Origin of the sequence: Paenibacillus sp. SSG-1 (assembly GCF_002224835.1) — a bacterium.
Classification (GTDB): domain Bacteria; phylum Bacillota; class Bacilli; order Paenibacillales; family Paenibacillaceae; genus Paenibacillus_AQ; species Paenibacillus_AQ favisporus.
Genome location: NZ_MBRK01000001.1, coordinates 519,433 through 537,288, shown reverse-complemented (window position 1 = coordinate 537,288; position 17,856 = coordinate 519,433). Strand labels below are relative to the sequence as shown.

The 17,856-nt window shown below is 53.9% G+C and carries 17 protein-coding genes and 1 other annotated feature; of the genes, 6 read left to right on the top strand and 11 right to left on the bottom strand.

Annotation, left to right across the window (positions count from 1 at the left end):
* Window positions 1-13: 13 nt before the first annotated feature.
* The 3 genes from BCV73_RS02660 to BCV73_RS02650 all read right to left on the bottom strand — a co-directional run bounded on the left by BCV73_RS02660 (window position 14) and on the right by BCV73_RS02650 (window position 3,743).
* Entirely contained in the window at window positions 14-1,576 is a 1,563-nt protein-coding gene (locus BCV73_RS02660; RefSeq protein ID WP_076170417.1) for a 2-isopropylmalate synthase, read from the bottom strand.
* A gap of 94 nt (window positions 1,577-1,670) precedes the next feature.
* Window positions 1,671-1,906, bottom strand: a binding site (T-box leader).
* An 82-nt stretch (window positions 1,907-1,988) separates the two neighbouring features.
* Window positions 1,989-2,516, bottom strand: coding sequence for a PadR family transcriptional regulator (locus tag BCV73_RS02655; RefSeq protein WP_089545852.1), 528 nt, complete (start codon window positions 2,514-2,516; stop codon window positions 1,989-1,991).
* A gap of 69 nt (window positions 2,517-2,585) precedes the next feature.
* A complete protein-coding gene (locus BCV73_RS02650) occupies window positions 2,586-3,743 on the bottom strand; it encodes a YhgE/Pip domain-containing protein (protein WP_089545851.1) in 1,158 nt (385 codons plus the stop codon).
* Between the two features lie 170 nt (window positions 3,744-3,913).
* On the opposite strand from BCV73_RS02650, the gene BCV73_RS02645 reads away from it, so the two are divergent.
* Window positions 3,914-4,369: a GNAT family N-acetyltransferase gene (locus BCV73_RS02645; protein WP_256992720.1), complete on the top strand. Its 456-nt coding sequence runs from the start codon at window positions 3,914-3,916 to the stop codon at window positions 4,367-4,369.
* A 74-nt stretch (window positions 4,370-4,443) separates the two neighbouring features.
* Here the strand turns inward: BCV73_RS02645 and BCV73_RS02640 are convergent, their stop codons facing one another.
* Complete coding sequence (locus tag BCV73_RS02640) at window positions 4,444-4,650, bottom strand: zinc ribbon domain-containing protein (protein WP_089545849.1); 207 nt, start codon at window positions 4,648-4,650, stop codon at window positions 4,444-4,446.
* A gap of 268 nt (window positions 4,651-4,918) precedes the next feature.
* On the opposite strand from BCV73_RS02640, the gene BCV73_RS02635 reads away from it, so the two are divergent.
* The 3 genes from BCV73_RS02635 to BCV73_RS02625 all read left to right on the top strand — a co-directional run bounded on the left by BCV73_RS02635 (window position 4,919) and on the right by BCV73_RS02625 (window position 7,757).
* Window positions 4,919-5,494: a sigma-70 family RNA polymerase sigma factor gene (locus BCV73_RS02635; RefSeq protein ID WP_089545848.1), complete on the top strand. Its 576-nt coding sequence runs from the start codon at window positions 4,919-4,921 to the stop codon at window positions 5,492-5,494.
* Entirely contained in the window at window positions 5,484-6,554 is a 1,071-nt protein-coding gene (locus BCV73_RS02630; protein WP_089545847.1) for a hypothetical protein, read from the top strand. The genes BCV73_RS02635 and BCV73_RS02630 overlap by 11 nt, the downstream gene beginning before the upstream one ends.
* Window positions 6,555-6,773: 219 nt before the next feature.
* The gene (locus tag BCV73_RS02625) at window positions 6,774-7,757 is read left to right on the top strand and encodes a glycoside hydrolase family 43 protein (RefSeq protein WP_076170421.1); all 984 of its coding nucleotides are present in this window, start codon (window positions 6,774-6,776) and stop codon (window positions 7,755-7,757) included.
* A 138-nt stretch (window positions 7,758-7,895) separates the two neighbouring features.
* Here BCV73_RS02625 and BCV73_RS02620 read toward each other — a convergent pair whose 3' ends face one another.
* The 4 genes from BCV73_RS02620 to BCV73_RS02605 form a co-directional block, all read right to left on the bottom strand.
* Window positions 7,896-8,351 carry an SRPBCC domain-containing protein gene (locus BCV73_RS02620; RefSeq protein WP_089545846.1) on the bottom strand — a complete coding sequence of 152 codons (456 nt, stop codon included), beginning with the start codon at window positions 8,349-8,351 and terminating at the stop codon, window positions 7,896-7,898.
* Between the two features lie 121 nt (window positions 8,352-8,472).
* Window positions 8,473-9,465, bottom strand: coding sequence for a quinone oxidoreductase family protein (locus tag BCV73_RS02615; protein WP_076170425.1), 993 nt, complete (start codon window positions 9,463-9,465; stop codon window positions 8,473-8,475).
* A gap of 17 nt (window positions 9,466-9,482) precedes the next feature.
* On the bottom strand, window positions 9,483-10,712 hold the full coding sequence (locus BCV73_RS02610; protein ID WP_089545845.1) for an MFS transporter: 1,230 nt from the start codon (window positions 10,710-10,712) through the stop codon (window positions 9,483-9,485).
* A 132-nt stretch (window positions 10,713-10,844) separates the two neighbouring features.
* On the bottom strand, window positions 10,845-11,696 hold the full coding sequence (locus tag BCV73_RS02605; RefSeq protein ID WP_089545844.1) for a helix-turn-helix transcriptional regulator: 852 nt from the start codon (window positions 11,694-11,696) through the stop codon (window positions 10,845-10,847).
* A gap of 136 nt (window positions 11,697-11,832) precedes the next feature.
* Between BCV73_RS02605 and BCV73_RS02600 the strand changes: the two genes are divergently transcribed.
* Window positions 11,833-12,744 (top strand): alpha/beta hydrolase, encoded by a 912-nt coding sequence (locus BCV73_RS02600; RefSeq protein WP_089545843.1) that lies wholly within the window; start codon window positions 11,833-11,835, stop codon window positions 12,742-12,744.
* A 77-nt stretch (window positions 12,745-12,821) separates the two neighbouring features.
* A complete protein-coding gene (gene shc, locus BCV73_RS02595) occupies window positions 12,822-14,750 on the top strand; it encodes a squalene--hopene cyclase (protein ID WP_089545842.1) in 1,929 nt (642 codons plus the stop codon).
* 58 nt (window positions 14,751-14,808) lie between these two features.
* Here shc and BCV73_RS02590 read toward each other — a convergent pair whose 3' ends face one another.
* The 3 genes from BCV73_RS02590 to BCV73_RS02580 form a co-directional block, all read right to left on the bottom strand.
* Complete coding sequence (locus BCV73_RS02590) at window positions 14,809-15,282, bottom strand: PAS domain S-box protein (protein WP_076170430.1); 474 nt, start codon at window positions 15,280-15,282, stop codon at window positions 14,809-14,811.
* Between the two features lies 1 nt (window position 15,283).
* Window positions 15,284-16,123, bottom strand: coding sequence for an alpha/beta fold hydrolase (locus BCV73_RS02585; RefSeq protein WP_076170431.1), 840 nt, complete (start codon window positions 16,121-16,123; stop codon window positions 15,284-15,286).
* A 161-nt stretch (window positions 16,124-16,284) separates the two neighbouring features.
* Entirely contained in the window at window positions 16,285-17,733 is a 1,449-nt protein-coding gene (locus tag BCV73_RS02580) for an aminotransferase-like domain-containing protein (RefSeq protein ID WP_089545841.1), read from the bottom strand.
* Window positions 17,734-17,856: the final 123 nt, after the last annotated feature.

Sequence of the window (17,856 nt, the reverse complement as noted above, 5' to 3'; positions counted from 1 at the left end):
TATATGCCTCCTTTTACTCGCTTGCACCCTGCACAGCCGCCTGCGGCTCGCCCGGTGCGTCCAGTACGGCGGCGTTGATGCCGTTGAGGAACGCCAGCGCGCTCGCCTTGATAATGTCGGTATCCATCGCCCGTCCCGAATAAGTTTTGCCCTGGTATTCCAGCCGGATGTTGACGCGGCCAATCGCCTCTTTGCCCCGGGAAAGGCTGTTGATTTTATAATCCCTCAGCTGCACGTCAAGTCCGACCAAGGCCTTGATCGCGCTGTACAGCGCATCGATCGGTCCGTCCCCGACTTTGCTGTCGGTATAGCTTTCGCCGCCTTTTTTCAGCTGGACGGTCGCCGTCGGCACGAGGTCGTTGGTCACGACCTGGAAGGATTCCAGCTCATACAGATGGCTGGTGCCCTGATCGATCTTGCGGTGCTCGGTCACCAGGTAGAATACGTCATGGTCGTACACTTCCTTTTTGGCATCGGCCAGCTGCAGAAATTTCGCAAATAGCTCCTCAAAATCGTTTGGATTGCTCGTGTCAAAGCCGATCTTCTCTACCGCATTTCTGAACGCATGCCGTCCGGAACGCGCGGTCAGGATCAATTCCATGCTCTCAGCCCCGACTTCCTCCGGCGACATGATTTCGTACACGTTTTTATCTTTCAGCAGTCCATCCTGATGAATGCCGGACGAGTGGGCAAACGCGTTTTCGCCCGTAATCGCCTTGTTGACCTGCACATCCAGGCCTGTCAAATGCGTCAGCAGCCGGGAGGTGCGCAGTATTTCCTTCAGCTGGATCTGGGTGTGGCAGTTAAAATAATTCTCCCGCACCTTCAGCCCCATCACCACTTCCTCAAGTGAGGTGTTGCCGGCGCGTTCGCCAAGCCCGTTGATGGTGCACTCCACCTTCTCGGCCCCGTTCTTGATGGCGGCCAGCGTGTTTGCCGTGGCCAGCCCCAGATCGTTATGGCAGTGCACACTCAGGACGACCTTGTCGTTCAGATTTTTCAGCCGGTCGTTGATTTTGCGGATCAGCTCACCGAACTCTTCCGGAACGGCATAGCCTACCGTGTCTGGAACGTTGATGATCGTCGCGCCGGCTTTGACCACCGCTTCGATCGTCTGCCACAGGTACTCGAATTCCGACCGGGACGCATCCTCCGTGGAATACTGCACCTCTGGCAGCAGCGTCTTCGCAAATTTGACCGCATCCACACCCATCTGCATGACGGCGTCCTTCGAGCGGCTGAACTTTTTCTCCACATGGATGTTGGACGTGCCCAGCACGATATGGATAAACGGATTTTGTGCCAGCTTGATGCTTTCATACACGCTTTCGATGTCGCTCTTCACTGCGCGGGCGAGCGCGGTCACAGAGACGCTGTCCCCCACGGTTCTGACGATTTCCTGCACGGCTTGAAAATCCCCCGCCGACGACGCAGGGAAGCCCGCCTCGATGATATCTACATTGAGGCGCTTCAGCTGCTGCGCGAATTCAACCTTCTGCTGCGTGTTGAGCTTGGCGCCAGGCACCTGCTCTCCGTCGCGTAACGTCGTGTCCAATACGATAATTTTGCGGTTCATCTGCTATTCCTCCCAAATGAGTGTAGTTCATATATATTTAAAAGGGGTGCCGGCCAAACCCGGAATTTGGCCAACAAAAAAACCCCGTCTCTACGCTAGAGACGAGGTTTAACCCGCGGTACCACTCTAATTCATTTTCAGCAATGCAAAAATGATCTTCTTCGATGGCAATCACCATCTATCCCTGTAACGGTGGAACTCCGGCAGACCCTACATTGTCAGGTGGCGGTTCATAGACGAGTTCGAAATGATCGACCATACCGCTTCGCACCACCCAGCGGCTCTCTGAAAAGTCACTTCACTTCTACTATTTCTAATCGAAACCTTTATGATGTATGAAATTGTTAATTATATTATGGCATCCATTTGCTTTTGTCAACCCTGGATTTTCCATAAAGTTGAAGCCGGGAGGTCAAGCAGAACGGAGATGTTCCATCAGCTTCCGGAGCCAGTTGGCGTCATTCGACAGGGCGTGGTAGGCATGCTCGCTAATAAAAAGGGCCGAATCCCGGTACCTGTCCGGAACCTCGGAAAAGCCGGGCCGCTCCTCGATCAGCCGGATTTTTTTCTCCAGCCGGGCGATGGACTCTTCGATGATGTAAGCCAGCTTATGCTTATCCACTTTATCCAGAAACAACAGGGATGAATACAGGCTCGTGATGCTCGTGAAATTTTGAAATACCGCGTAAATTTCCTCTTCCAGCGCCTTGCGGCCCTCTTCGGTAATGCCATATGTCGTTTTCTCCGGACGGTTTTCGGATTGGACGACTTTGATTTTGCGGATGTAGCCCTTTTTCAGCAGGACCTCAAAATTGTAATACAGCGTCCCGTCGTTAATTGTGATCGTATTTTCCAGAGGCTTGAACACCTGTTTCTTGATGTCGTACGGATGGTGCTCCCCCTCGCTGAGCAAGCCGAGAATAAAGATCTGAAGCGACATTGCGATCCTCCTCATCATATGAAAAAAGGGCCGACAGGACCTTTTCCTGTCAGCCCATCCGATCTTATTTTACATGAATTGCGGTTCCGCTGCAGGCTCCTTTCCCGCCTTGGCCGATTTGACCGGCTTAAACTGGTGAATGAACAGGTTGATGACGAGCGCACCCGCACCCACCAGGGCCAAACCGAGGACGTATTCCGCCGTTTTCCCGCCTCCAAAAAGCAGGTTGTAATCCAGATGAATGGTGTAGAACATCGGCGAAATGTAGCTGAATGCCTTGAAGAATCCCGGCATCATCTCCGGCGGCAGCACAGCTCCGCCCGCAATCGTCTGCGACAGCAGCAGCGGCAGATTCAGCATCATGCCGGCCTGGCCGAGCAGCAGCACGCAAATGCTGGTGAACTCGATGGCGACGAGCATTTCCAGGGAGTGCACCATCCACATCTTCAGGAACGTCTCCACCCCGTAGTTGTGGAAGCCGAAGTAGATAGCCAAACCGACCAGCGGCGCGATCACGGACAGCACCACATGGACGCCCTGCAGAGACAGGAACGCTCTCCATTTGCCAACTTTGGCTTTCAGCTGGTTCAGCGCGCCCGAGCTGATCATCGAATAAATCATCGCACCTACGTAGGACGCCATCGTCAGGAACATCGGTGCCATCTGATTATGCATGCCGGCAGGCGGTGTGTTCGTGGACACGATATTCGGCGTCACCTTTGACATCACGCCTTCAACCATCTGCTTGGATTGATCCGCGGGCACCTTCATACCCTGCAGCATGGCCTCAAAGCTCTGCGTCTGAATTTGCGTGCTGATCTTGGAGGAAACCTGTGTCGCAATGCTCTGCATCGTGCTGTTGACCGACGCCGGATTGGATTCGTTGATGAAAAAGTCCAGCTTCACCTGTTCGCCCTGGGCGGCCAGCTTCTGCGTAAAATCCTGCGGGATATGCATGATGAACTGAATGTCGCGATTATCCAAGTCCTTCTGCGCCTGCTCAAGCGATTCGTCCGTGACGACATGCAGCGGCAGCTGCTTCTGCAGCTGCTCTACAAATTGTGCGCCCGACTGCTGGTCTTCATTCACGATCGCCATCGTCAAGCGGTCCACGTTTTTCGGAAGCGCGCTGTAACCGGACATGAAGATTCCGATCATGATAATTTGATAAAAAATCATCATGAAAATGCCGCCGAGGACGGCTTTATTTTTAAAATATGCTTTCAAACTCCACTCCACCTTTTCGCTTTACTTTGTTTTATATACTTTAATTAGAGTAATAAATTTAAAGGTGGTTGTCAAATCGAGGCGCGGGTGACTGAAGTTAAGGGGCTAAACGCCTGTTATCTTCACCCTTGAACCGCATCCGTATGGTAGAATATGTAATCATATTACTTATGGGTCAGGTGAAAAGAATGAATGCGGATATTAAGGTAAGGTTGGCATCAGAATCCGATGCAGAGGAACTCTCGAGGTTAAATCAAGCATTTAACGGAGGTGACAAGCGGCCTCCCCATCAAATCATGGAGAGCTTGAAGATCAACAACGAATTGATTGCCGTAGCGGAAATAAGGGGCAAACTCGTTGGGTTTGGTTGTGCCCAAAGTTTTCATTCATTTTGTTACGAAGAGCCGCAGGGAGAAATTACGGAACTGTTTGTTGAAGAAGCCGCACGAAGAAGAGGAATTGCGGGTTCAATCATTTCATGTCTGGAAGACAATCTTAGGAAACGCGGCGTAAAAAGCGTAAAATTGTTGACTGGCAAGAGGAATGACGCTGCCATTAAAACGTATGAACACTGCAATTATGTTAAAGACGATGAGCTGCTGTTGACGAAAAAAATAGGAGACTGACGATGTATTCAACAAAGACCGCCCTGGAAAAGGCGATCTTTTATCTAAGCCTGTGGAGGACGCCCCTCCACGGCTTAGCCAAAGAACAGGTCGAGAATATTCGATCCCGTCGACGACTGCTTATTGTAAAATTCGGAATAACCGCAATTTTCGCAATAGACGACGACAAATTGGTTGTGCTGGATATCAAACATTTTGGACAGGCCTGTGCCGGTCATGGCCACCTCTTTCGTTTTGGCGTTGCGGCTGCCGCATTTCACGCATCCCTGTTGTTCATTCATCTCTTATTACCTCCATATTCGCGTTCGCGTTTTGTATCCTAATACGGTTCGTGTATCGCATGGTTGCAAACCGTTACTCTTCCGAATACTTCCCCAGCCCTTATATTGGTATAATTCCTCCAAGGCGACGTTGTAATTCAGCGCTTTGTAAAAGCACCACCTCCTATACTGCCCAAATATTTTTTTATAGGATGATATAAAAACCGAACCTTTTTTCCATCGAGCGACAATATAGGGTGTAAGCTGCTTACCCAGGAGGGCCCTCTGAATGCAAAACGAATCCATGTACCACGTGCTCACAAAAATGATCGAAGGAGATCAGCAGGCGTTTCACACCTTGTATGATGCCACCTATCGGGACGTCTACCGGACCGTCTCTTTTCTGGTGGATCATCCGCAGGATCGCGAAGATATCATGAATGAGATTTACATGCAAATGTGGACCTCGCTTCCCAATTATGATCCGGATCGTCCTTTCCACTTCTGGCTGCACGGCTTGGTCATCCGCCAAGTGCAGAGATTCCGGATGAAAAGCTGGAGGAGGTTCCGAATATTCGAACGCGTCCGTGTCTTTTCCCGGGAAGAGCATCACTGGGATCAGCCCGCGGTGACGACGGATGGGACAGACCCCGAGATATCAAAAGCCATGCATAAGCTGACCGATAAACAGCGAACGGTGATCATTCTCCGCTTTTACCACGACTATACGCTGGAGGAGATTGCAACATTACTCGATATTCCGCTGGGAACCGTCAAGTCCAGATATCATGCGGGCCTGCAGTCGCTTCGAAAACACTTGGGAAACCTCCCCCTGGAAAGGATGGAAAAGAACAATGCCTATTGAAAGCCAAATCCGCGAATACCTGACCCGAGAGGCAGAGACCATGGAATGCCCCCCGGCTGTTTCCAAACGAATCGAGCAATCCTATTCTCAATACGTACAACGACAAAGGAGCAAAAAAACGATGAAAAAAAGATGGATCGGCGGCATCGTTGCTGCCGCAATTATGATTCCAACCGCAGCATTCGCGGCCCCTCCCCTGATTGAAATGGCGACGAGAACACCGATGACGGCTGAACAAGTCAAGGTGGATGTGGTTGGCCAGGCAGCGCTTGACAAGCTGTATCGCTCTTACCCGGAAACCAAGTCGTTTGAAATTGTCGACGCCAGCCAGCTTGGAGGAAATCCCGCGAATGCAAGTCAGGGGAAAGCTATCCAAACCAGTATCGTGCTGCAGGAAAAGGGAGATCACGGCAAAAAGATCCGGCTTGATCTGAACGGGATTACGGGTGAAATCGAACATGTAAACCAAGAAAACTGGCAGCCTCAAGACAAGCCGGTCATCTCCTTAACCGATCAAGAAATCAAGTCGAAGGTCGATGATCTCATTAACAAACTGTACGGCAGCACCGGTAAGTACGAATACAGTATGGAGCCGATGCAGAATTCGGACTCAAAAACGTTGATATTGAACTATACGGAAAAGGGATCGACAACGCCGTTCTATCAGGCATTGGTTCAAGGGAATACGATCAGCGTTTCGCTGATCGGAGGCGGCCCTGCCGCAACCGTGGAAGGCTTCTTCACTACAAACGGCAAGCCTGACTATACTGCGGATGCCTTTTTAAACGATGAAAAGCTCTTTGCTTTACTTCACATGAGCCCAGCAGAATTGAAACAAGAATTGGCAAAAGGTGCATCTGTCGCCGAGATCGCAGCATCCAAAAAGATCTCCAAGCAACAAGTCATAGACGTCATCGCAAGTACTCAGGCTAAAAAACAATTCCAGGCCGATTCGCATGGAGGAGCTTCCGATGACAAGCGTGCGCTGGAACAATTGAAACAAATGGTTGAACCCAAAGTATCGCAAGTGATTGAACATAAAACGGAAACGCCTTGGTAGAAAGATCAGTACAGGCGCCAGAAATGGCGCCTGTTTTTATTTAGGGTACCCCCATAGAACTGATCGTCTCAAAAAGAGAACCATCCATTTTCTTAAAAACCTAAAATTTTGAGGAAAAGACCTATAAATCTTGTAGGTTTTTGACCCGGTTTGTTTGTTAAAATGGAAAGGAGCACCTATTGCAGCATCCATCCAACCACTGATTAAGGAGGAAACGAGATGACTCAGCCTGTGACGCAGCGCGAGCCTTTGGTCACCCACATTTATACCGCTGACCCTTCGGCTCACGTGTTTGAAGGCAAATTGTATATTTACCCTTCCCACGACCTGGACCATGAGCACACGTCCAACGATAACGGGGACCAGTACGACATGGAGGACTACCACATCCTGTCTATGGACGATGCGAACTCCCCATGCCAGGACCACGGCGAGGCGCTGCATCTCCGCGATATCCCTTGGGCCAAGCAGCAGCTCTGGGCTCCGGATGCGGCTTATAAGAACAACACGTACTACCTCTTCTTTCCGGCACGGGATCACGACAACATTTTCCGGATCGGCGTAGCCACCAGCTCCTCTCCCGCGGGACCGTTCACTCCGCAGCCGGAATATATTCCGGGCAGCTTCAGCATTGACCCGGCCGTTCTTATGGATGATGACGGAAGCGCTTTTATATACTTCGGCGGGTTGTGGGGCGGCCAGCTGGAAAAATGGCAGACGGGCACCTTTGATCCGAATGCAGAAGGCCCGGCGGCCGACGAACCGGCGCTGGGGCCAAGAGTGGCTGAGCTGAGCGACGACCTGCTCACCTTCAAGGACGCGCCACGCGAAATCTCCATTCTTGATGAGAACGGCCAGCCGATTTTGGCAGGGGACGAGGAACGGAGATATTTTGAAGGACCGTGGGTACATAAGCATAACGGACTGTATTATCTGTCCTACTCGACCGGCACGACCCATAACATCGTATACGCTGTGAGCGAGAACCCGCAGGGACCTTTTACGTACAAAGGAAAAATCCTGACGCCGGTCATCGGCTGGACGACTCACCACTCGATCGTGCAGTTCCAGGATAAATGGTACTTGTTCTATCACGACAGCTCCCTCTCGGGCGGCGCGGACAACAAACGCTGCGTCAAATTCACCGAGCTGACGATCCACGAGGACGGTACGATCGAAACGATCGATCCGTACGGGAAGTAATTGCATGTGACACGCTCGAGGCAAAATGAAAAGGCTTACCTCCACCAAATGGAGATAAGCCTTTTTGGGTTTGCAGTGCCGTCCCGGCATCACGAAATGGAGAGACAGTTCAACCGGCGGTGTCCCTGCCGTCAGGGTCTAAGCTGTCCCTTCGGCAAAATTCCGGATCGCGTCCATATAGGACGAGGCCGGATACTCTTGCTTGGCGTGCTCATATCCCGGGTTACCTTCGGACCATGCACAGGTGAGCTCCAGCTTGGTCTGGTCCCCCACCGGCGTCAATTGATAAGTCATATCACAAAATACAGATTCATGCTGTTCATTGTATGCCGGAGCGGGATGCTGTTCATACGAAAATACGCGGTTCGGCTCGTACTGCTTCACGAATCCGTACACATGAAGTGTCCGGTCCCCATCCGGCCCCGGTCCCCGGAATTCGACACGGGCTCCCGGCTCAAAGGTCGATTCGATGCTGGACCCGAACAACGTGGCGCGTGTACCTTCCGATGTGGCAATGGCCGCCCACACCCGCTCGGGCGGAGCTGCGATCAAGACTTCGTACGTCAAGCTGCTGCTTGATGGATTGACTGCCATTTCATTCACCTTCCATTGCTTGATAGGAACGGGTGTTGCTGGATCGTTTCATCCATTTTTTCACTTTAGCATGCAGGCTGGTTGAAGCCAATCTATTTTTTTGCTTAAACGAAACGCATGTTCACTCATCCATCTTAAGCAGCAGCTTCCCGCGCGTGGATCCGGTCTCCAGAAGACGAAGCGCTTCATTGGCTTCATGTGCCGGGTAAGTCCCGAAGATGTCGGCATGGACTTCTCCTTTGGCCAGCATTTGCAGCGCTTCATTGGCCCTTTGGCCTGCCCTCTCGGGGTTAGCATCGCTGTATGTACCAAGCTGAAATCCGGCGACGGACAGATTTTTAAACCACAGCTCTTGGGTCGATTGCAGTGTATCCGGCTCCCCACCGGCGTTGCCAAGCACAACGAGCTGACCAAATGGCTTCATCACGTCAAGACTCGCCCTTCTCATGGCTCCACCTACAGGATCCAGTACGGCATCAACGCCTTGGCCGCCAGTAGCCCTCATCGTCTCTTCGACAAATCCGGAGCGGATACATAATTCATCGTACCCAAGGGAGGAGGCAAGGCTCTTTTTACTTTCCGATCCAACCGTGCCCAACACCAAGCCGGCACCCAGCCGGCGGGCGACCTGGCCAAGGAAACTTCCCAGTCCTCCGGCGGCGGCATGGACCAACAGGCTTCCGCCTGTCTGCAGGCGAATCACGTCTTTCATCACGATCAGAGCCGTAGTCAAATTGACGATGGAAGCGGCAGCCACTGCCAGATCCAGAGTGGAATCGAGCTCTGCAAGCCGTACGGTCAGTTCGGGTCTGACGGATACCACCGTAGCAAATCCCCCAATCTCAGACAGCGTCATCGCCGCAACCGGCTCGCCTACACGGAAGCCCTTGACGCCTTCGCCTATCTCCCGCACATAGCCGGCAACCTCTAAACCGGGAACATAAGGCGGCTGAACGTGGTCAAATTCCCCTCTGGCCAGCATCACATCCACGAAGCCTACACCGGCATACGCGACGTCGATGGTCAATCTGCCCGGTGCTGCAGACAGAGTCTTCACTTCTTTCAGGCGAAGGGCTTGCGCCTCCCCCGGTTGTTCTACGATTAGAGCTTTCATCAGAATTACTCTCCTTTCTAATTTTCTACTGGAATCGCCTGCTGCTGTTTTCGATGAATCTTTCTGCGCCTCGTTTCCAGCAGGATCATGAAGACGATCAGCGTCAATCCCAATAGCGTAACCCCTCCGGAAAAAAGCGGTACTGCTCGAAGCCCAAACCGGCTGTCGATGACCATTCCTCCCAGCCAGGCCCCCACTGCGTTGCTGATATGCAGCGCAGATACGTTCATGGTGGTGGCCAGATTTGGCGCTTCCTTTGCCTTGCTCATTACGAGGACCGTAAGACAGGGAAGAATGCCGAAGCTGAACACCCCCAGAAGAAAAATATCCGCCACGGCAAAAATCTTGCTTTCCAGTGTCACGGTAAAGGTAAAGAGGCATACTGCTAGCCCCGCGGTGATTCCGATCAGCGCAGGTCTCAAGCGCCAATCGGCCAACCTCCCTCCCGCTACATTGCCAAGGGTTACGCCAATGCCGAACAAAACCAGGATCCACGAAACGGAGCGGCCGTCAAACATGGCCAACTGCTCCAGCAGCGGAGCTACGTACGTAAAGGTCATAAACACGCCGCCAAAACATAAAGCGCTCACCAGCAGCGCGAGTAATACTTCCGGTTTGCCCAGAACGCCGATTTCCCGTTTCAGCGGCTCAGTCCGGGTGCTCAGATGGCCGGGAAGCAGCCGGAAGAGTCCCGCCACCGCCGCGGCCCCGATGACGGCAATCGCCGCAAACGTATAACGCCAGCCAAGGGCATGGCCAACCCACGTACCAAAGGGAACGCCGGCGATGTTCGCTATGGAAGAGCCGCTGACGAGAACGGATATCGCCCAGGCCCTCTTATCGGCGGTCACCATCTCAGCCGCCATGACCGTGGCCACGCCGAAAAACGAGCCGTGCGTCAAGGACATCAAGATCCTCGCTGTCATCAGCACGGAGAAGTCTTGAGCAGATACGGCCAAAGCGTTGCTGAGGACAAACAGCAGCATAAGGAGGAGAAGCAGCGTTTTCCGGGGCAAACGTCCCGTCAATATCATGATGAGCGGAGCAGTAACGGCAACGCCAAGCGAATAGCCTGAAATGAGCAGCCCGGCATCCGATATCGTGACCTGCAGGTCCGAAGCGATGTCGGGCAGTATGCCCATGATGACGAATTCAGCCATGCCGATGGCAAATGCGCACAAGGAAAGCACCAATAGAGGGCGTAACGGAGAAGATAAAGGCCGGGGAACTTCAGGTGATGGTTTCATACAGACGCCTCCTTTCGGTAAATCACATTACGTTAAGGAGGCAGAGGGAACCAGATCAAATTTTTAACTAGTATAAAAACTAACAGGAACATTCAGGGCAAAAAAAAACCGCACTTCGGCGAAAAAATTCGCTTACATGCGGGCAGCCGGGCGAGTCTTCAACCATGCCTCCAGCTTTTCGGGCGTACGTGTCTCCGGCAGCGGCATATAGATGCAGCACATCAGATTTTCCAGATCATTGATTTGGGTAAACGTAATGATTTCAAAGTGCAGGTGCCCCATTGCCGGGTGCTTCACTTCGATTCGCAGGCCGTTCTTTTCGGCTACTTCATGAAGAGGCCACCATTCGGCAAATTCTTTGCTGCTAATGGTCAGTTCCTCAATGAGCCGGGTATACCAAGGCTGACTTGCCGAGCGGTCGTACAGCTTCCTGTAGAAAGAAAGCGCGATTTTGGTCGAGTGCTCCCAATTAATAATTTTGGTCCGAAATGCAGGATGCATAAAAGTAAGGCGGAGCATCTGCATGTCCTCGGGAGGTATCGCTGAAAAATCCGTCAAAATTTCGCAGGCGAGCTCGTTCCAGGCGATGAGGCGATTTTCCGGTCCGATAACGAAAAAGGGATACGGCGTACTCGTCACCAAATTCATAAAGGCGGGCGACAGCTTGTATGCCGACATATCCCTGGATGGTACAGGATACCTCCCAGCAAGAAGATACAAATATTCACGCTCCGTAGGGCTCAGCTGGAGCGCAGAGGACAGGCGATCCAATACCTCGGGCGATGCGGATACTTCCCGGCCCTGCTCTAACCACGTGTACCAAGTAATGCTTAAGTCGGCCAGCTGCGCCACTTCCTCCCGGCGGAGTCCTGGCGTTCTGCGGCGCGTATGTCCCTGCGGCAGTCCAAACTGCTCTGGTGTCAGCTGCGCCCGTCTAGCTTTCAGGAAATCTCCGATCGCTTTTCGGTTCAAACCGGCTTCCATCGGTCGAGTCCACTCCTATCCAGGTAGTTTTTATGCTAGTTACGTTTGCTACTGCCTTCAGTATAAACGGCATGTTAATCTCGCTTCAAGCCATGATGTCCCCTAACCAAATATCAGGAAAGAAGGAACGAATTCTATGACACTGCATGCACAAGCCCAAAAATTCATACAGGATACGGCATCCCTGCCGCCCTCCCACACACTGGATCCTGTGGAGCTGCGCAAAATAGCCGCAGGAACCGTCATTTCAGATACGTTCGAGCTCGCATCGGTTCAAGATAGGAGCATCGAGGGGCCTTACGGTGATCTGCCGCTGCGGATCTACCGACCAGAGCGGGAAGGCGCTCTGCCCGTTATCGTATTCTATCACGGCGGAGGCTTCGTCATCTGCGATGTGCAGAAGTATGACCCGATGTGCCGCATGCTGGCCGCAGTAACCCGTTGTGCCGTCGTATCGGTGGATTACAGGCTGGCTCCCGAACATCCTTTTCCCGTCGCTCCGACAGAGGCCATCTTCGCCGCCAAGTGGGTGGCGGAACATGCCGGGGAACTCGGATTTGACCCCTCCAAGCTGACCCTAGCGGGGGACAGCGCCGGTGGCAATCTGGCCGCCGTGGTTGCCCAACAGCTGCGCAATTTGGGACAAGTCGATGTTGCTGGGCAAATATTAATTTGCCCCCTCACGGATTATTCGCAAAGCTATGAATCGGAAGATCGATTTGCCGAAGGTTATTTTCTAAACCGTAACGTGCTGGATTACTTCAGGAAGCATTACTTAAAGAACGGCACCGACCTTTCGAACCCGCTCGCATCACCGATGCTCGGCCGCCTTGACGGCCTGCCGCAGACACTAATCATCACGGCCGAGTATGATCCGGTCCGCGACGAAGGGGAAGCGTATGGCAGACGGCTTGCGGAGGCGGGGGTCTTAGTCACATTCAGGCGTTATCCCGGCATGATCCACGGCTTTTACGCCATGACCGACTTGTTCGACGACGGCCGCCTCGTTTACGAGGATATCCGCAGATTTCTGCAAACCCTGGTATAATCAGCGGCTTTCTCATTTCTCCTTCCCTGCCGACATATATTGCTATCAATGGTCAACAAACGGAGGGAAGCGGCAAAATGAGCAATAGGCTAAGTACGGTAGATGAGGAGATCGGGCGTTTGACGGCTTATCTCCTAAAGACGCAGCAGCCTGACGGCTCCTGGCGTTTTTGCTTTGAAAACGGAATCGGCATCGACGCCTTCGTGATCATCCTCTTTCGTATTTTGGAGGCGGATCCGGAAGGTATCATCCGGCAGCTTCACGACCGAATCTGCAAAGAGCAGCAGCCTGACGGATGCTGGAGACTGTATCCCGATGAGGAAGAGGGCAGCTTATCGGCTTCGGTGGAGGCTTACTATGCCCTACTTTGCTCCGGTTACAGCCGGCCGGAGGAGGAGCATATGCAGCGCGCCAAGCGGTATATCCTTTCGCGTGGAGGAATCGGTAAGGTCGACAGCATTTTGACCAAGGCGATCCTGGCAGCGACGGGCCAGCGCCCCTGGCCCCGGTCGATCTCCATGATCCCGGTAGAGGTGCTGCTGTTCCCCTCGTATTTTCCGATCAACTTTTTCGAATTTTCGGGCTATTCCAGGGTCCATCTCACGCCGCTGCTGATCATGGCGGACCGAAAGTTTTCGGTTTCTCCGCCGGACGCTCCCGACCTCTCTGACCTTGCCTCCCCGCGCCTGGATGCCGACGAAGATGATCCGCTGCCGCGGGAGTACGAGAACCTGCAGACGGAGCTCCGCCGGGGGATGAACAGGCTGTTCGGGACGCCGCGTTTCATCCATGAAGCCGCCGTGGAACGGGCCGAGCGGTTTATGCTGGATCGAATTGAGCCGGACGGCACCCTGTACAGCTACGCAAGCAGCACGATTCTGATGGTTCTGGCGCTGCTTGCCTTGGGCTATGAGCGGGAGCATCCCGTCATCAGCGATGCCGTCAGAGGGCTGACTGCCTTGCAGTGTCAGGCGGACGGGACGACTACAATTCAAAATTCGCCCTCCACCGTCTGGGACACCGCCCTGATCGCCGATGCCCTCCAGGAGGCCGGGGTTGCGGAGAATCATCCGGCCATCCGTCAGGCCGCCTCCTACCTGCTGTCCCGGCAGCAGGACAAACCGGCCGATTGGAGCCTCCATAACCCGGATACGGCTCCCGGCGGCTGGGGATTCTCCGAGTCGAACACGATCAACCCGGATGTGGATGACACCACGGCGGCGCTGCGCGCGATATCCCGCCTAACGGAAACAGACCCGCTGTACCGGGAAGCATGGAACCGCGGGCTGAATTGGGTGCTGTCGATGCAGAATCGGGACGGAGGCTGGCCGGCGTTCGAAAAGGATACCGACAAGCACATCCTGACCTGGCTTGCAATCGAAGGGGCCAAGTCCGCGGCCATCGATCCCTCCGAGGCGGATCTGACGGGCCGGGCGCTGGAGTACCTCGGCCATTTTGCGGGTTTGACGCAGCGGCATGAGTTCATCCGGCGGGGCGCAAACTGGCTGATCCGGCACCAGGAAAAGGACGGCTCGTGGTACGGGCGCTGGGGAGTATGCTACATCTACGGCACCTGGGCGGCATTAACAGGACTGGCGGCAGCCGGTGTACCGGCCAGTCATGATGCGATCCAAAAAGGCGTCCGTTGGCTTGAGCAGATCCAAAACCCGGACGGCGGATGGGGCGAATCCTGCCGGAGCGACCGAACCATGCGCTATGTCCCCCTCGGAGCGAGCACGCCGTCGCAAACGGCCTGGGCTTTGGACGCGCTCATCGCAGTGAAGGAGCAGCCGTCGCCTGCCGTGGACCGGGGCGTCCAAAGGCTGACTTCCCTGCTGCAGCAGGACGGCGGCATGACGGCCTATCCGACGGGGGCCGGCCTTCCCGGTACCTTCTACTCCCGGTACCACAGCTACCGGTACATTTGGCCGCTTCTGGCGCTGAGCCATTACAAGCGCAAATACGGCCATGCCGCCCCGGAAACACCAAAGCCGCTGGATCTCTGACAAAGAGTCCGGCGGCTTTTTTAGCAAACCACTTATTTTTAAAAATGAAGTATTGTTCTTATTCCATGGAAGACGATCCCTGTATCCGCTCCAGCTCATCGCGTTTCTGCCGGAGAAGGTTCTCGATCCGCTCAAGCTCTTCCCGCGCCCGGTTTGAAGCGCTCTCGGCTTGCTGGATCTGCTGTTCATATTCCATCCGCCGGCGCATGGGCATCAGCATGCAATCGTAGACCCATTCGCCATCCCGTTCCACGGCCGAAGCGTTAAGTAGCACGGGAAGGGGTTCGCCGCTGCTCGTTTTAAACGTCAAATACATTTCCTCGACGCCCCGGTTCAGCTTCATGAGCGGAAGAAAATAGATTTGAAAAAAAATCCGGCTGGAACGGGTCAACAGCGATTCGAAGCTGCTTCCGCACATTCCCCGTTTCTCATATCCTAGCATGCGGCACAGCGTGGCGTTGACGTCCTGGATAACGCGATTATCGGCCATGGACACATATCCGCAAGGCGCCCGATCCAATCGTTCGTCCATACTACCGTGTGGACTCACTTGTCTGACCGGCTTTGGCCGAAGTCAAGTAGGCTTGAATCAGCTGAATCGTTTCATCGGGATGGCTCATGTGCGGACAATGGCCGGTAGCATCCATGAGCTGAAATTCGCTATCCGGCATGTGGGTATGGATATAAGCCCCTGCTTCCAGAGGCGCGATCACGTCCTCGGCGCATTGGAGAATCAAGGAAGGCACGGTGACCTTTCCAAGCGCATCCCGGTAATCCGAGAGAAACGTCGCTTCGGCAAACCGCCGGGCCACCTTCGGATCGGTTGCGCAGAAGCTCTGCTCGAGCTCGCCGGACAACTCGGGGCGACCCGGGTTACCCATGATGACAGGGGCCAGATAACTTGCCCAACCCTGATAGTTTTTGTCCATCATATCCATTAGAGCGAGCAAATCCTCGCGTTCGAAGCCTCCGATATAATCGGGAAGGTCGTTTAAATACCGTGCGGAAGGGCCTATCAGAATCAGCCGTTCAAAATATTCGGGTCTGCGGATGGAAGCGAGAATGCCGATCATGGCACCTACGGAATGACCTACGAAAATCGCGTCCCTTGCCCCCAGTGCCTCGCATATATCCAGAACATCCTGGGCATAGCCGTCCAGATCGCTGTAGCGGACCGGATTATACGCCCGAATGTCTGACCTGCCGGATCCGACAAAATCAAACAAGACCACTTTGTAATGATCTTCGAAAGCAGGTGCGACAAAACGCCACATGTTTTGGTCGCAGCCGAACCCATGGGCAAAAATCAAATACTGCGTGCCGCTCCCGGTGACTTGAACGTTGTTACGGACGAGAATCTGTTGATGGTCCATGTTGCTTCCTCCCGTATACACAGAGTTATTTTCTATTAAATTTGAAAGATGATCGTTCGACACTAAACTTCATTATACTACTAAACTCATCCTTCGGAACAAGAGATTAACCATTCCTTTTGAGAGATGGAATCAAATTCCAGGACCACAAGGGTGAACCCTCACCTATACGCTCGAATCATTCCGGCCAGTCGGAACAATCCCCGCTCCAGGTCGTGAAGGGATGCATACGCATACGATAAGCGCAGATGCTGCCGGTCATGCCGGTCATAAATTTGCCCCGGGTTTAAGAGGATCCCCTCTTTCAGCGCCTGTTCGAACAGCTGGTGAACCGGGATGGGAACATGCAGCCGCAGCCAAATGTAAAACCCGCCTCCGGGTATCTCCCACGTTGCCATATCTTGAAAATATTGCTGAAGGATCGAGAGGGCAAAATCTCTGCGCAGCTTCAGCTTCTGCCGGATATCGGCAAGATGCGGCTCGTACCGGCCTGTGCTCAGCCACTCCGCTACGGCATATTGGGACAGCGAACTGGCGCCGTAGTCAGTTTGCATTTTGATGTCGGCCAGCCGGTCGATGACCGGTTCCGGGCCTGCCACCCAGCCGATCCGCAGTCCCGGGCCAAGCGTTTTGGACATGCTGCCCATATAGAGGACAAGGCCCTGCGGATCCGCCGACTTGAGCGGCGGAGGCGGCGGCGCGTCCAGCCACAAATCTCCGTATACGTCATCCTCGATTACCGGCAGCCGCTCCAAGGCCGCAGCCTTCATCAGCTCTTCCCGGCGCTTCCCTGACATGACCCGTCCGGTTGGGTTATGGAAGCTCGGGATCGTATACAGCAGCCCCGCCTGATGCTGACGTTTGGCCGGTCCCACCGCATCCGGACGAATCCCTTCCAGGTCCATCGGAACGCCGGCGAGCCGGATCCCTGCCGACTGAAACACGTGGATCGAGTTCAGATAGGACGGAGTTTCCGTCAGAACCGTCGAACCGGGCTGGAGCAGACCGACCGATATCAGCTGCAATCCTTGCAGCGCACCCGACACGATCAGAATCGACGACGGGGAAGCGAAGATTCCCTTGGACCGTAAATATTCGCTGAGTGTCTCCCGGAGAAACCGGCTTCCTTTCGGCTCGGAATAACCCAGCGACAAATGCCCGCCGCTCCCCTTCCCGATGACTTCCTGCATATGGGCTGAAGGGAGAAGCTCAGGCGACAGCTCCCCCGTTCCAAGCCGGATGATGTTCGCCCTGGCCTCGGCCTGGTTAATTCGCTGGATCAGCTGGATGTTGGGCGGATAAGCCCCTGCCCGAACGTAGCGGTTCCAGTCGGGAGCCGGACCAGCCGCAAGCAGATTCCACGTATTGTTGACCACCACGGTTCCTTGTCCAACCTTGGATTCGATGAGCCCATTGGCCGCAAGTTCTCCGAGCGCATAGACCACCGTGCTGCGGTTCACTTGAAACCGGGCAGCCAGTTCCCGCTGCGGAGGGATTCTCGTGCCGACAGGCCATTCCCCGTTCATGATTTTCCCTTGCATATAATCGTAAATCTGCCGGTGCAGCGGCACCGGAGATGACTTGTCCAAATGCCATTCCTCGTAACGCATAGACCCTCTTCCTATCATGGTTGATTTCGTTTATTCTAACAGATTGGTTGGGTCCTTAACCAACCAATTGGATGGAGACCTAGAGTGGCGCCTTCGATAAAATAGGGACATTACAGGAGGAAT

What these genes read in the sequence shown, in the direction of transcription:
- BCV73_RS02620 (WP_089545846.1), bottom strand. Translation starts at nt 8,351, where the DNA reads ATGGCAGTCAATCCATCAAGCAGCAGCTTGACGTACGAAGTCTTGATC.
- BCV73_RS02655 (WP_089545852.1), bottom strand. Translation starts at nt 2,516, where the DNA reads ATGTCGCTTCAGATCTTTATTCTCGGCTTGCTCAGCGAGGGGGAGCAC.
- BCV73_RS02605 (WP_089545844.1), bottom strand. Translation starts at nt 11,696, where the DNA reads ATGGAAGCCGGTTTGAACCGAAAAGCGATCGGAGATTTCCTGAAAGCT.
- BCV73_RS02630 (WP_089545847.1), top strand. Translation starts at nt 5,484, where the DNA reads ATGCCTATTGAAAGCCAAATCCGCGAATACCTGACCCGAGAGGCAGAG.
- BCV73_RS02660 (WP_076170417.1), bottom strand. Translation starts at nt 1,576, where the DNA reads ATGAACCGCAAAATTATCGTATTGGACACGACGTTACGCGACGGAGAG.
- BCV73_RS02615 (WP_076170425.1), bottom strand. Translation starts at nt 9,465, where the DNA reads ATGAAAGCTCTAATCGTAGAACAACCGGGGGAGGCGCAAGCCCTTCGC.
- shc (WP_089545842.1), top strand. Translation starts at nt 12,822, where the DNA reads ATGAGCAATAGGCTAAGTACGGTAGATGAGGAGATCGGGCGTTTGACG.
- BCV73_RS02590 (WP_076170430.1), bottom strand. Translation starts at nt 15,282, where the DNA reads ATGGACGAACGATTGGATCGGGCGCCTTGCGGATATGTGTCCATGGCC.
- BCV73_RS02635 (WP_089545848.1), top strand. Translation starts at nt 4,919, where the DNA reads ATGCAAAACGAATCCATGTACCACGTGCTCACAAAAATGATCGAAGGA.
- BCV73_RS02585 (WP_076170431.1), bottom strand. Translation starts at nt 16,123, where the DNA reads ATGGACCATCAACAGATTCTCGTCCGTAACAACGTTCAAGTCACCGGG.
- BCV73_RS02610 (WP_089545845.1), bottom strand. Translation starts at nt 10,712, where the DNA reads ATGAAACCATCACCTGAAGTTCCCCGGCCTTTATCTTCTCCGTTACGC.
- BCV73_RS02645 (WP_256992720.1), top strand. Translation starts at nt 3,914, where the DNA reads ATGGGTCAGGTGAAAAGAATGAATGCGGATATTAAGGTAAGGTTGGCA.
- BCV73_RS02625 (WP_076170421.1), top strand. Translation starts at nt 6,774, where the DNA reads ATGACTCAGCCTGTGACGCAGCGCGAGCCTTTGGTCACCCACATTTAT.
- BCV73_RS02580 (WP_089545841.1), bottom strand. Translation starts at nt 17,733, where the DNA reads ATGCGTTACGAGGAATGGCATTTGGACAAGTCATCTCCGGTGCCGCTG.
- BCV73_RS02640 (WP_089545849.1), bottom strand. Translation starts at nt 4,650, where the DNA reads ATGAATGAACAACAGGGATGCGTGAAATGCGGCAGCCGCAACGCCAAA.
- BCV73_RS02600 (WP_089545843.1), top strand. Translation starts at nt 11,833, where the DNA reads ATGACACTGCATGCACAAGCCCAAAAATTCATACAGGATACGGCATCC.